This window comes from Rhodococcus sp. 06-156-4 (genome assembly GCF_002259345.1).
GTDB classification, from domain to species: Bacteria; Actinomycetota; Actinomycetes; order Mycobacteriales; family Mycobacteriaceae; genus Rhodococcoides; species Rhodococcoides fascians_E.
This window is the reverse complement of record NZ_NPGB01000003.1, coordinates 174,829-187,589: the sequence shown is the minus strand read 5'-3', so window position 1 is coordinate 187,589 and position 12,761 is coordinate 174,829. Positions and strand designations below refer to the sequence as shown.

General features: G+C 63.2%; 14 protein-coding genes. 7 read left to right on the top strand and 7 right to left on the bottom strand.

The window, feature by feature from the left end; all coding sequences use genetic code 11:
• Positions 1 to 28: 28 nt before the first annotated feature.
• On the bottom strand, positions 29 to 634 hold the full coding sequence (locus tag CH290_RS01075) for a TetR/AcrR family transcriptional regulator (protein WP_019663778.1): 606 nt from the start codon (positions 632 to 634) through the stop codon (positions 29 to 31).
• Between the two features lie 88 nt (positions 635 to 722).
• Here CH290_RS01075 and CH290_RS01070 point away from each other — a divergent pair, with 88 nt between their 5' ends.
• Positions 723 to 2,438, top strand: a complete 1,716-nt coding sequence (locus tag CH290_RS01070) for a phytoene desaturase family protein (RefSeq protein ID WP_019663777.1) — start codon at positions 723 to 725, stop codon at positions 2,436 to 2,438.
• Between the two features lie 31 nt (positions 2,439 to 2,469).
• Here the strand turns inward: CH290_RS01070 and CH290_RS01065 are convergent, their stop codons facing one another.
• Together CH290_RS01065 and CH290_RS01060 are read right to left on the bottom strand one after the other, a co-directional pair.
• Positions 2,470 to 3,435, bottom strand: a complete 966-nt coding sequence (locus tag CH290_RS01065) for a sugar phosphate isomerase/epimerase family protein (protein WP_033189195.1) — start codon at positions 3,433 to 3,435, stop codon at positions 2,470 to 2,472.
• A 156-nt stretch (positions 3,436 to 3,591) separates the two neighbouring features.
• Positions 3,592 to 4,119 carry a MarR family winged helix-turn-helix transcriptional regulator gene (locus tag CH290_RS01060; RefSeq protein ID WP_052083146.1) on the bottom strand — a complete coding sequence of 176 codons (528 nt, stop codon included), beginning with the start codon at positions 4,117 to 4,119 and terminating at the stop codon, positions 3,592 to 3,594.
• An 83-nt stretch (positions 4,120 to 4,202) separates the two neighbouring features.
• On the opposite strand from CH290_RS01060, the gene CH290_RS01055 reads away from it, so the two are divergent.
• The 3 genes from CH290_RS01055 (at position 4,203) to CH290_RS01045 (ending at position 6,420) form a co-directional block, all read left to right on the top strand.
• On the top strand, positions 4,203 to 4,577 hold the full coding sequence (locus CH290_RS01055) for a DoxX family protein (RefSeq protein WP_033189196.1): 375 nt from the start codon (positions 4,203 to 4,205) through the stop codon (positions 4,575 to 4,577).
• Positions 4,578 to 4,661: 84 nt separating this feature from the next.
• Positions 4,662 to 5,738 (top strand): LLM class flavin-dependent oxidoreductase, encoded by a 1,077-nt coding sequence (locus tag CH290_RS01050; RefSeq protein WP_033189197.1) that lies wholly within the window; start codon positions 4,662 to 4,664, stop codon positions 5,736 to 5,738.
• Entirely contained in the window at positions 5,677 to 6,420 is a 744-nt protein-coding gene (locus CH290_RS01045; RefSeq protein WP_212555934.1) for an NADPH-dependent F420 reductase, read from the top strand. The genes CH290_RS01050 and CH290_RS01045 overlap by 62 nt, the downstream gene beginning before the upstream one ends.
• A 379-nt stretch (positions 6,421 to 6,799) precedes the next feature.
• Here the strand turns inward: CH290_RS01045 and CH290_RS01040 are convergent, their stop codons facing one another.
• Complete coding sequence (locus CH290_RS01040; RefSeq protein WP_033189199.1) at positions 6,800 to 7,648, bottom strand: helix-turn-helix transcriptional regulator; 849 nt, start codon at positions 7,646 to 7,648, stop codon at positions 6,800 to 6,802.
• A gap of 153 nt (positions 7,649 to 7,801) precedes the next feature.
• Here CH290_RS01040 and CH290_RS01035 point away from each other — a divergent pair, with 153 nt between their 5' ends.
• Positions 7,802 to 8,725, top strand: a complete 924-nt coding sequence (locus CH290_RS01035; RefSeq protein ID WP_033189200.1) for an SDR family NAD(P)-dependent oxidoreductase — start codon at positions 7,802 to 7,804, stop codon at positions 8,723 to 8,725.
• A gap of 167 nt (positions 8,726 to 8,892) precedes the next feature.
• Positions 8,893 to 9,315, top strand: a complete 423-nt coding sequence (locus CH290_RS01030) for a hypothetical protein (protein WP_020111923.1) — start codon at positions 8,893 to 8,895, stop codon at positions 9,313 to 9,315.
• A 33-nt stretch (positions 9,316 to 9,348) separates the two neighbouring features.
• Here the strand turns inward: CH290_RS01030 and CH290_RS01025 are convergent, their stop codons facing one another.
• Together CH290_RS01025 and CH290_RS01020 are read right to left on the bottom strand one after the other, a co-directional pair.
• The gene (locus CH290_RS01025; protein ID WP_019663774.1) at positions 9,349 to 10,203 is read right to left on the bottom strand and encodes an alpha/beta fold hydrolase; all 855 of its coding nucleotides are present in this window, start codon (positions 10,201 to 10,203) and stop codon (positions 9,349 to 9,351) included.
• A 10-nt stretch (positions 10,204 to 10,213) separates the two neighbouring features.
• Positions 10,214 to 11,212 carry an NADP-dependent oxidoreductase gene (locus tag CH290_RS01020; RefSeq protein ID WP_033189201.1) on the bottom strand — a complete coding sequence of 333 codons (999 nt, stop codon included), beginning with the start codon at positions 11,210 to 11,212 and terminating at the stop codon, positions 10,214 to 10,216.
• A gap of 229 nt (positions 11,213 to 11,441) precedes the next feature.
• On the opposite strand from CH290_RS01020, the gene CH290_RS01015 reads away from it, so the two are divergent.
• Positions 11,442 to 12,044, top strand: a complete 603-nt coding sequence (locus CH290_RS01015) for a TetR/AcrR family transcriptional regulator (RefSeq protein WP_033189202.1) — start codon at positions 11,442 to 11,444, stop codon at positions 12,042 to 12,044.
• 55 nt (positions 12,045 to 12,099) lie between these two features.
• Here CH290_RS01015 and CH290_RS01010 read toward each other — a convergent pair whose 3' ends face one another.
• Complete coding sequence (locus CH290_RS01010; RefSeq protein ID WP_033189203.1) at positions 12,100 to 12,738, bottom strand: TetR/AcrR family transcriptional regulator; 639 nt, start codon at positions 12,736 to 12,738, stop codon at positions 12,100 to 12,102.
• Positions 12,739 to 12,761: the final 23 nt, after the last annotated feature.

Here is a 12,761-nt window from a genome sequence, read left to right as displayed (position 1 = left end):
GTCCCCTGCCTGTTCTGCTTGGGGTGCTTCACCGCTGTCGGCGGGGGTCTGCCTGGGTGAGGTGGTGATCGAGCAGCACGGTCAGGTGCTGCTCGACGTCGTCGAGCGCTGTGAGCGATCGCTGTGCCACGCACATCATCACGGCGCCTTCGACTGCTGCCAAGATCGTGTTCGCGAGGGACTCCGCGGTGGATTGCTCGATGCCGTGCTCGACCAGCGATGTTGCCAGGGTTTGTCGCCATCGATCGAACTCTGCGCCGGCGATGTCTGCGACTGCGGGAGTGGTGGCGCGAGAGACTGCGGCTGCAGCGATGGGGCAGCCGGCGTTGAATTCGCTGCTGGCGACCACGTTCTTCCACTGCGCGATGAACGAAGCGAGGCCCTCGCGTGGGGTGAAGTGCGCGGCTGCTGCGGTTATCTGCGCTTCGATGTAGGTGCCTGCGAGCCGGGTGGCTTCGGCGACCAGACCCGACTTCCCGTCGGGATAGTGCAGGTAGATCGATCGCCGTGACACTGCTCCGTGTTCCAAAATCTCCGCGACTCCGGTGCCGACCACTCCCTTTCGGCGCATCAGGTCGATCGTGCTCAGAAGCAACTTGTCCCGTGCTCCCAGTGCTTTACCTCGCGTCGACACCCTTGCGACTATACCGATCGTTGCACTACGGTCGGTTAGACCGATCGGTGTAGTAGCAGGGGCGGAGACGCCCACGAGGGGGAACACGATGTCGGAGTCGATCCAAGGACAACGAGATTTCGACGCGATCGTCGTCGGGGCCGGACTCGGGGGATTGTCCGCGGCCGCATACCTGGCCGCCGTGGGGCAGCAGGTTCTGCTGGTGGAGCGGTACACCACACTCGGCGGCTCGTCGCATGTGTTCGGCCGACGCGGACAATGGGAGTTCGACTGCGGGGTGCACTACATGAGCCACTGCGCACCCGGGGGCATCGTCGACGACATGATGAAGGGCATCGGTCTCGACGACCGAGTGTCGTGGCTTCCGATGGATCAGAGCGGATTCGATCGTATCGTCGCCCCCGGTTTCGAGCTGGCGACTCCGGTCGGGTGGGATGCGTACCTGACCAGCCTCCTGGACACTTTTCCAGCCGAGAAGCGTTCCGTTCGGCGCTTCCACGGCATCCTGCGGCGCATCGGAGAGGCGCACGACCGCAACGACATGGACACCGCTGCGGGCGTTGCGCGGTGGGCCGGACGAGCCGGGCGGGCTGCGCCGTTCATGGCGCTGCCCTATGTGGCGACTTTGGCCGCGTGCGGGTTCTCCCCTCGGACCACGTTGGCGCTGTCGGTCCAGTGCGGAGCGCTGGGGAGTAGTTCGTCGGTGTTGCCCACTGCCGCGATGGCAGGCTTCTTTCAGGACTACGTCGGGACCGGCTCGTTCTATCCGAAGGGTGGTGGTCAGGTATTGGCTGCCGGTTACGCCGAGGTCATCACCGCGAACGGTGGAAAAATCCGAACCAACAGTGAAGTCGAGACGATCACGGTTGTCGACAACATCGCCACCGGAGTTCGGCTGAGGGGCGGCGAGGTCATCACAGCGAACACGGTTGTCTCCGATGCGGACATCATCAAGACCTACACGGATTTGATCGGGCTCGATCGTCTACCGCGTCGCTTCGCGCGAAAAGTGCAGCGGTGGAGAATGTCTCGACCGTTGATCAACGGGTTCTTCGGAGTCGAGATCGACCTGAGTGATCGCCCCAACAGCAATTACTTCGCCATCCCGAACTTCGACGATGCCACATCGCTTCGGTCGCTGATGGCATTCGATCGAACCGTCATGAGCGCCGAGAACGCCCAATCCGGTGAGCACTGGGCGCGTCAAGTGGCTGCGCGTCAGCCGATGTTCGTTCAGTCGTCCTCCCAACGCGATCCGTCGAATTTTCGGGCTGCACCGACCGGTCACGCCACCATCGAAGTGCAGACCATCACACCCGCGAGCGCACGCTTGTGGGGAGTGGAAGGGTATGGAATCGAGTCGGGGGAGTATCGCTCGGCGGACGACTACCACGAGATCAAGAAGATCATTCTCGACGGCATGCTCGAACGAATGGAACAGGCGTATCCAGGGTCGTCGTCGAAGGTGAAGTTGGCCGAGTTGGGTTCGCCGCAGACACAGACTCGTTTCGTCAACAACACCGCGGGGGCTGCGTTCGGGTTGCAGTCCAGCCTCACGCAGGTCGGTCCGTTCCGTCCCGGTGACACCACACCGATTCAGGGATTGTTCACCGTGGGCACCAGCACTGCATGGGGTCCGGGCACAGTGGGGTCGATGCTCAGTGGCGTACACGCCGCCGGGACCATCGTCGGCCGAGATCTGGTCGCCGAGATACGGTCCGGAGCAGTCGTCTCGACAGCAACGCTACCGTCGTGGGGCAGTGACTTCGACCCGTTCTCGGTAACCCGAGCGCTTCACCGGTAACCCGAGCGCTTCACCGGTAAACCAGCGCCGCTCAGATCTGTGCGGGTTGCCAGTCGGGTGCGTGTTCGAGAATTACCTGCTGCAGTAGGCGAGTGGCCTTCTGAACACCTTCCGCGGCGTTGACCAACGCGTCTTCGTGCTCGATGTTCAGCGTGCCGTCGTACCCTACGGAACGCAGTGTGTAGACGAAGTCCGCCCAGAACGTCGCGCCTTCGGGGTGCCCGAGTCCGAGTGTGACGTAATTCCAGGCTCGCGCATGCGGATCGGTGACGTCGACGGTGTCGAGCACACCGTTGTGCGCTGCATTGTGTCGGTTGATCCGTACGTCCTTGGCGTGCACATGAAAGATGCGGCTGCCCAGGCTGCGAATGACCGACGGGATGTCTGCGCCCATCCACATCAGGTGCGATGGATCGAGGTTCGCCCCGACGACGGTCGGGTCGGTTGCGTCGGCGAGTCGTTTCATCGTCGAGACGTTGTAGACGAGTTGCGAGCCGCACATTTCGACTGCAAGCCGCACGCCGTGGTCTTTCGCGAAGCGTGCCAATGAATCCCAGTAGGGAAGCGCGATCTCGTTCCATTGGTACTCGAGAATCGCGAGGTTTTCGGGAGGCCACGAGGTGGTGATCCAGTTGGCCGACGAGTCGCCGGGCCCACCGGGTAGTCCGGACATCAGAACGACGGTGGGCACCCGGAGCAACCCGGCGGCCTCGATGGTGCGGCGGACGACGTCGTCGTGGGCAGGTCCCGTGACGGGGTGGAGTTGATTGCCGTTCGCGTTGAGCGCGCTGATCGTGAGATGTCGCGCTTGGACTGCGTCGGTCAGTTTCGCGCGGGCCGCTTCGGATTCCACGAGTTCGGACAGGTTCGCGTGCGGCGCAGTCGACCAGTTGCCGGTAGCGATCTCCACTGACGACAGACCGGCCTCGGCGGCGATGTCGAGCGCTTCCTCGAACGGAAGATGGCTCAGCGAATCCGTGATCAGTCCGATCTGCATGTCAGTCTCCTGGTGTGTAAAGCCAGGACAAGGCTAGAACGTACTAGATTCTTTGTAAAGACAATGTGTCGTTGCCTGAACGGAGGGGTCGTTCTGCGCCTCGAGCCCGCCGTCGAGTATCGGCTCACGGGGCCTCGATTCGCCGGCATTCCCGATTTACCCCCGGCTAGCTGGATGGGGGCCCGCCGGTGCGCCAGCGTAACGCTCGTCGATCAGCTTCTGGCCGGCTGGATTGACCTCGGTAAGAATGAGATTGGCAAGCCGGCCGAGTTCGATGGCTTGATCCTCGCCGAGTGTGTCGATGAACAACTGTCGAACCAGCCTGACATGGCCGGGTGCCGCTTGTTGGACGGCCGACATGCCCTCCGAGGTCAGTACAACCTCGGTCTGTCTGCCGTTCTCGGCCACGGGTTGACGACGTACCCATCCGCGCTTTTCCATCTTGGTCAGTGCGTGCGACAACCGAGACAAGGAGCCGGCCGCGAACGCGGCGAGGTCGGTCATCCCGATGGTGTGGTTCGGAGACTCCGACAGCCCCGCGAGGACCATGTAGTCGTAGCTGTTCATGGACGCGTCTTTCTTCAACTGCGCGCTCAGAAGTTGCGGTAGCGACTCCAGTAATCCGGAGAAGGTCAGCCACGCCCTGATTTCGTCGTGGCTGAGCCAGGGTGTGTCGTCGTTCATGCCTTCATCCTAGTTGACTTGAAATTTCAAAATTGCAGCTGTACCTTGTCGAAGTCACTTGAAATTTCAAACGAAGGTTGAACATGAACGTTGTCCTGTGGGTACTGGCGGGTCTTCTCGCTGTGGTCTTCCTCGCCGCCGGCGGGTCGAAGATCGTCGGCAAGCGTGAGCAGATGATCGAGAAAACTCCCTACGTGGCGGATTTGCCCCAGAATGCCGTTCGCGGTATCGGCGTGGTCGAGGTACTCGGTGCGGTGGGGTTGATTCTTCCCGCGCTCACCGGCCTTCCCGATGTTCTGGTGCCGTTGGCCGCGATCGGCTTGGCAATTGTCATGCTTGGCGCAGTCGGCGTGCACCTTCGCCGCGGCGACGGCGTTCCCGCCGCTCTGCCCGGCATCGTTCTGGCGATTCTGTCGGCGTTCGTGGCCTGGGGTCGATTCGGACCCTACGGCTTCTGAACTCACGTAACTCTGCCCCGGGCGTCGAACCGGATCGGAGTTCATCGCCTGCCGAACGCACACAAGCAGTAGGGAAGTTCTTTCATGACAAGAGATCCGATGAAGTTCGAGGTTGGCCTGGATTCGTTCGGTGAGGTTGCGACCGAGGGCGGCCGAGCGCTGTCCGATGCAGAGACCATCCGACTGCTGATCGAAGAAGCGCAGCTCGCGGAGTCGGCTGGGCTCGATGTGTTCAGCGTGGGCGAGCACTACCGCGAGGGACATACGGACGCCGCAACTCCGGTGCTGCTCGCGGCCATCGCAGCGTCGACCACGCGAATCAAACTGGGGACTGCAGTGACCGTGCTGAGCACCAACGACCCTGTGCGTCTGTATCAGTCCTTCGCCACCGTCGACGCTGTGTCCAATGGGCGGACCGAGATCGTTCTCGGTCGCGGTAGTTCCAAGGAGTCGTTTCCGTTGTTCGGCTACGACCTGGCCGAGTACGAGGAGCTGTTCGACGAGCGGCTGGAGCTTTTCATGCGGTTGCAGCGAGAGGAACAGGTCACGTGGTCCGGGCGGTACCGGCCGGCACTGGTCGACGAGCGTGTGCATCCTCGGATGCCGGTCGGCGGGATTCCGACGTGGATCGGTGTGGGAGGAAGTCCGGCGTCGGTGATGCGAGCTGCCGAATACGGACTTCCACTGCTGATGGCGATCATCGGCGGGCGCCCCGAGCGGTTTGCCTCCAACGTCGAACTCTACGAGCGGGCGTTGAAGCAATTCGGCCACCCGCAACTGCCCATCGGCCAGCACGCTGTCGGTTTGGTCGCCGAGACCGACGCGGAGGCACGTGAACTGTGGTGGACGTACTGGCAGCCGCTCGTGGAGGAACTGCAGCGCGAACGCGGCTTCTATGCGCCGACGCGCGAACGGTACGAGTCCGAATTGGTGGAAGGGGCGCTGTACGTAGGGTCCCCGGAGGTCGTTGCGCAGAAGATCGCGAGAACTGCACGTGCACTGCACCTCTCGCGCTTCGATCTCAAGTACGACATTCGTCACTTGCCGCGGACCGCTCGCGCGCAGACCATCGAACTTCTCGGCCGGGAAGTAGCCCCGCGTGTCCGTGAGCTACTCGCCGCGGACTCCTCGGAATTCGAACGCGAAGGAGCGTCGTCGTGAGTGGTCAGGAATTCGGCATCGACACGGCTGCCCGATGACACCTCGAACCGTTGGCATTCTGGGCGCCGGGAAAGTGGGCACGGTCCTCGCCAGGCTTGCGGTTGTCGCGGGCTACCGCGTTCTACTCGCGGGATCCGGTGACCCCGAGAAGATCTCGCTCACCACCGATGTACTGGCCCCGGGCGCGGTCGCAGTGCACCCCGCCCGCGCGGCCGTAGAGGGCGACATCGTCGTGCTAGCTCTGCCCTTGGGTAAATACGCCAGCGTTCCGGTCGACGAGCTTCGCGGCAAGCTCGTGGTCGACGCCATGAACTACTGGTCGGAGAACGACGGCGTCCGAGATGACCTGGCGAGTCCCGACGGATCCACCAGCGAGCTGGTTCAGCAATATCTCACCGAATCACGAGTCGTCAAGGCGTTCAATCACATGGGGTATCACGATCTCGACGACGAAGCCCGACCGCGCGGTGCAGGCGGCCGCAAGGCGATAGCGATTGCGGGTGATGTGGTCCAGGATGTAGACGACATCGCGTCGTTCGTCGACGACCTCGGGTTCGATCCCGTGCCGATCGGGTCTCTCGCCGAGAGCAGGGTTCTCGAGCCCGGGCACCCTGTGTTCGGTGCCGACGTGGAAGCCGAGGAGCTTCGTTCTCTGGTTCGAGAACTATTGTCCGGAAGTTGACGTCGAGACCGAGATCGCACACCCTTCGTGCCGGTTCAACGAGGACTCGTCGGTCGAAGTCCGTCGAGGACCACCTGCAGCAAGGTGTGCGCCTGTGGGCTGTCGATGTCTACTCCAGCAAAGCGAACCGCGTTGGCCAGTCCACCCTCCACGCGGACCGCCAGCCGCTCGACGAGCGCTGCTCGACGAGCGCTGTTTGCAGTGCCGCGGTCTGCTCCAAGACAGGCGGAGCGCGGCTCGTAACTGTCTCGAACAGCCGATCCTGGGATGTTCCGCGAGATGGCCTGAGCACTCGAGGTCCACTGAGCATCGGTGGTGTTGTGCGCCGTCGACGTCGCGCCTGGTCCCGCTTGCGGCGGTAAACCCGTTCGGCGATGCCTTACGTGTTGGTCATCATCCCGCCGGTGACGCGGAGCAGGTCGAGTTTGGTCTCGTCGTCGGTTCCTGCGCCCACGGTGTAAGCGACGACTCGGAGGTCGACCCCGGGAACGGTGAGGACGTCGCAGTCGAGGGTGATGTCGCCGACGACGGGGTGGGTGATGGTTTTGCGTTCGCTGCCATGGTGCGATGGTGTGGCTTTGGACCAGAGGTCGCCGAAGCGTGCGGATGTATTCGCCAGGTCCTGGATGAGGGCTGTGAGCCCGGGGTCTTGGGGATAGCGTGCGGCAGCATCCGCGAGATCGGCGACGACGCTGATTTCGAATCCGTCCCCACTCGTCGATCGGGACGGTCGTAGTGCGGCATGTGCGGGCCCGCGTCCGAAGATGGCGCGTGCGAGGTTGCGTTCGGTGAGATGCAGAGCGGCGGGATCTCCGTGCAGTGCTGTCCACGCCGAGTTCCAGGACAGCAGGGTCCAGTCGGCGGCGAAGACGCCGATCGGTGCTCTGTCGAGTCGCGAGAGCAGACGTTGAACTCCGGCGGGGATGTGGGTACTGATCGTGCTGTCTCGGGGTGGAAGCAGGCCTGCGCTGAGAAAGAGCTGATCGCGCTCGGCGCGGGATAGTTGCAGTGCACGTGCCAGTGCGGTGACAACTTGTGCCGAGGGACGTACAGCGCGGTCGTGCTCGAGTCGAACTACGTAGTCGACCGACAGTCCCGCCAGTTGGGCGAGTTCCTCGCGCCGTAACCCGGGAGCACGTCGGCGAGTGGTGACGGTGATGCCCGCATCGCGTGGTGCGAGCCGGTCGCGCCATCGATGAAGCAACTGTCCGAAGGTGGCGGAGGTCATGCCTGTCATTTTCGTCCGAACATCGGCCCTCTGCCTAGGTACCGGTGGTCCCTAGGGTCATCGATGCTCTGGTTGAGAGTCGATGCACTCGGAAAACTCAGGGATGCACCACACGAGGTGGTGCTTGTATCGAGCTTTGTCGGAGGTTCCACTATGACCCACACCATCGTGATGACCGGTGCCACTCGCGGAATCGGCCGCGTCGCGGTCTCGCAGATCCTCGAGGGAGATCCGAGTGCTCACCTCGTGCTGCTGGCCCGAGGTGCTGGGGGCGAAGAGTTGGCTGCGGAGTTGCGTCGAGACGGGCGGTCGGTGACGGCGATCGACGCGGATCTGTCGTCGATGCCGAGCGTTCGTCGCGCCGCGGACGAGATAGTTGCACGACTGGACACCGGAGAGTTGCCGCCGCTGCGTGCACTGGTGGCCAATGCCGGGTTGCAATTCACGAACGCTGTGACAGGGAGTCCGGACGGGTTCGAGGCCACGTTTGCCACGAACGTCCTCGCCAATCACCTCCTGATCCGCGTTCTGCAGGATCGGTTCATTGCACCGTCTCGGATCGTGATCACGGTCAGCGACACACATTTCGGCGACTTCGCACACAACATGGGCATGGTGCCCGGCCCGCAGTGGCAGGACCCCACTGCGCTGGCCTGCACTGGTGCATTCCCGAAATCGGAAACGGTTGCCGCAGGGCGCACTGCCTATTCGACGAGCAAGCTCGCGGCGATCTATCAGGTGCACGAATTCGCGCGACGGCTGCCGGCCGGAGTCGACGTTGTCGGCTACAACCCCGGTTTCGTGCCCGGCACCGGCCTCGCCCGTGACGCGGGAGCTGTCGCCCGGTTCGCGATGGCTCGAATCATGCCGCTCATGACGATCACTCCGGCCGCTACCAGCCGGAACGCGGCTGGTAGATACCTGGCCGATCTCGTCGTCGGACGCACACCCGCACCGTCCGGTGCCTACGTCGATCGCGCGAAGGTAGTCCCCTCGTCGGACGAGTCCTACGACCCTCAGCGTGAGCGCCGCTTGTGGGAGGTCGCAGAGAACCTCACGCTCGCCGTCGGCGCCTGAGCGGACAAGAATCCGCGCGCGGATCGTTCCGGGTGAACGTAGGCAGCGTGTGATTCGATTTCGGTTCCTTTCGATTGCCGACTGTTCTGTCCGACAGGGCAACGGCGCGAACCTCTGCTCCTCGGGTGCCGGTTCAGGAACGTTCGCTCGTAGGGCATCATGAGTCGATGAGCGATCTCGAATACCTGGCCACGTTGCTTGCTGGACTGGATGCGGAGATTGCGCGAGTCGCTGCTGCCGATTCGGGTTCCGACGAGCAGTCGTCTGCCATCGACGACGCGGTCGACGCTGTCCTGCGGTTGCGTGCGAAGGTCAAGGCCGGTTACCCCGGCAAGAAGGCCTATTACATCGCGGCGTCGACCGACCCGAATGGAATCCGGGTCGAGGGCATTTCTGCCCTGCAGGGCAAACGTGCCCACGAACTGGTCCGCGACGGCGGATGGATGCACACCGATTCCAGCACGGTGCTCGATCTTCTCGACGACGATCAGATCAGTCGGTACCGTGCCGTCGCGGGACGCGGCGTAACGCAAACATTTCGGGACGCACGTGAGTACCTTTCGACAGCAACGGGTCTCGCCGACCAATAGATCTGACCAACGTCGATCCGGTCGTCTGCTGCATCAGCGGTCGAGGAACTCGACTGCGGTGGGTGCGAACTGTTCGTGGTACTGGAAAATGCCACCGTGTCCGGAGTCGGGGTAGATGACGAGTTCGCTGCCTGCGATGCGGCGGTGCATGTCCTCGGACAGGTCGCTGGGCACCATGCGGTCGTTGTCGCCGTTGGCGATCAAGGTCGGCTGAGTGATCTTCGACAGGTCCGACGGGCGGGACCGGCCGTACTTCTTGATCGCGGAGAGCTGGGTTCGGAACGCGCTGATGCTGACGTCTTCGTCTCGGTTGTTCGTGCGTTCTTTCAGACGTTCGACGAAAGCTTTGCCCGCGCGTTTGCCCGTGGTGTTGCGGTTGAAGAAGAGGAATTCCTTCGGATCCGAGCGGGTGAGGGTGGCGCGCAGAATGTCCCAGTAGGTGACGCCGGCGACCTTGTCGATGTCGTGTCCTCCGCGGGGCCCGGTGCCGGTGAGGACCAGCTTGCGCACGAGCTCGGGGTGCTTCACGGTGAGGTCCTGGGCGATCATGCCGCCGAGGGAGAACGAAAAGATGTCGATGGTGTCGAAGCCGAGTGCGCGGATGAAGGTGTAGGCGTCGTCGGCGGCTTCTTCGATGGTGCCGGGTACGGTGCCCGAGGATGCGCCGACGCCTTTGTTGTCGAAGGTGATGACGTGGCGGGTCTGCGCGATCGCGTCGACGATGCGCGGATCCCAGTTGTCCAGGTTCGCAGCGAGATGAACGAAGAAGACGACGGGTATGCCCCCTTCCGGGCCGAGTTCTCGATAGGAGTACGAGGTGCCTCCGGCGGTGATCGATCGCACCGGGGCGGCTGCGTAGGACTTGATCACGTTGTTGTCGCTGTTCATGGTGTTTCCTTCAGTGGTGGGGGAGGGTGACGACGGTCTTGCCGCGGACGCCGCGGCCGAGTGAGCGCAGAGCATGTGATGTCTGGTCGAACGGAACGGTTGCTCCGACGATCGGTCGGATGGTTCCGCTGTCGACGAGCTCGGTGATGCGGCGTAGTTGTTCGCCGTCGGATCGCATGAACAGAAATCGGTACGTGACTCCCAGAGCTTTCGCTTTCCGGCGAATTTTTCGGCTCAGAAGACGAATCGCTGTGCGTACGAACGGGTTGAGGCCTGCGTCTCGGGCGAACGCAGGGTCCGGCGGTCCGACGAGGCCGATTGCCGTTCCGCCTCGTCGGAGAATGCGGAGAGACTTCTCGAGATTCTCTCCGCCGACGCTGTCGAGGACCAGGTCATAGTCGGCACCGAGATCTGCGAAATCCTCGGTGTGATAGTCGATCACGCGGTCGGCGCCGAGTTCGCGGAGGAAGTCTGCGTTGGATGTGCTTGCGGTGGTGGTGACCATCGCACCCAAATGTTTGGCCAATTGGATTGCGATGGTGCCGACGCCGCCGGAGCCGGCATGGATCAGGACCTTCTGGCCGGGTCGGACATTGCCGATCTCCACCAATGCCTGCCACGCGGTGAGCGCCACGAGGGGAAGGGAGCCTGCCTCGGCGGCGGTGACGCTCGTTGGCCGCGGCGCGAGATCAGCCGCGTCGACGACGACCTTCTCGGCGAACGTGCCGACGTGATTCTTGCCGACGCAGGCGTAGACCTTGTCGCCGGGAGCGACGCTGCGTACGTTCGCGCCGACCTCGACGACTGTGCCGGCGACGTCGTGACCGAGAGTCTGAGGGAGGGCATACGGGAGGATCAGCTTGAATTCTCCCAAGCGCGTTTTCTCGTCCAGCTGGTTGAGTCCAGCCGCCTCGACCCGCACGAGCGCTTCGTCGGCTCCGACGGTGGGCTCGGCGACGTCGCGCAGTTCGAGGGGTTTCTTGTACTCGGCGAGAACGAATGCCTTCATCGCGTTGCCTTCCGGTGGGAGCGGTCGTGTCGAAACGTCATGCCTGAACACTCAGGAGTTGGGGGTGGACGGACTCGGCGGGTCGACTCGGTCCGGCCTCGGCGCCGGTGACGAGTGCGACCGAGTTCGCGAGAGTTGGCATGATGTGTGCTCCTAGGCAAGGTACGAACTGCTCTGACTATACTCATAACTGAGTGCGGTCAGTATTATTCCTCGAAAGTGTGGTCCGATGTCGAATGCTCGCCAACAGCCGATGGGGCGGCGGGAGCGGAACAAGCAGGAGAAGCTGGCGCGCATCACAGCGGCGGCTCGCGAGCTCTTCCTCGAGCGAGGGGTCGACGAGGTGACGACCCAGGAAATCGCCGACAAAGCCGATATCGGCACCGGTACGTTGTTCCTCTACGCGAAGACGAAGGGTGAGCTACTACTGCTGGTGCAGAACTCGACCTACGGCGAGGCGTTGGAGAGGGGCCGAATGGCGGCGGCAGGCATCGAGGACCCACTCGCCGCAGTGATGGCGATCGTGCGGCCCGTTGTCGAATGCAATCGAAAACAGGTCGACAACGGACGTACGTATCTGCGCGAGATCGTCTTCGGAGACCCGCACGAGCCGTATCACGGTGTCGCGTTGGCGCTGCTCGGGGAGACTGAGAGTGAGATCGCCGCGGTGCTGACGCGCGACGGTTCTCGGGATCCCGAGCGCGCCGCGATGACGGCGCACATCGTCTCCGCCATCATGTTCGTCGCCATGGCCACCACGATCAACGTCGAGAAAACACTCGTCGAAGTGGTCGCGGAGATCGAGTCGCAGATCGGTGTACTACTCGCTTGATCGGCAGGCATGATCGCTGGACCGCATTCGCAGCGCGGTCCGTCGGCAGCGGGCTCTATTGATCGCCCGACTGGCGGATTCGCGCCAACGAGTCGACCCCGAGTGTGACGAGGGGTGCGACGACCTCGTCTCGCGTCAGTTCCAGGTCTCCCTGTAACCAGAGTGCTACGACTTCGGTTGTGCCGGCGACGAGGACGCGCGCAATGAGCCGTGCGCGAGGTGATGCGGACTGCTCGGCGGTGAGGGCGAGCAGAAATTGCTCGACGAGGCGGTCGACTGCATTGTCGCGGGCTCGACGCAGTCCGGTGTTTCCCGGCGCTTCCAGGTACAACCGGGCCGCGCGGGCGTCGTCGAAGGCGGCGAGTACCGCACGCACCGCGGCTTCGATGGTGCCTGCGTCGTCGGCGAGCGTGACGCTTTCCTCGGGTGCACCGCCGACCTGCGTGAACACTCCGTCGAGTACAACGGTCAAGGTCTGACCGGTGAGGTCGTCCAGATTGTCGAAGCTTTCGTAGAAATGGCGTTTGGACACCGATGCCCGTTCGCAGACGATTCCGACGTTCAGGTTGGCGATTCCGTGTTCGCCGACGATGTCCAATACCGAATCCATCAGCCGCTGCCGCCGCCCGAGACGGCGGGTCGACGCGCTCTCGCCGCCGTAGGGTCGTTCGGTCTGCTCGGCTGGCACTCCCATGCGTCCATCGTGTCACCGGATGG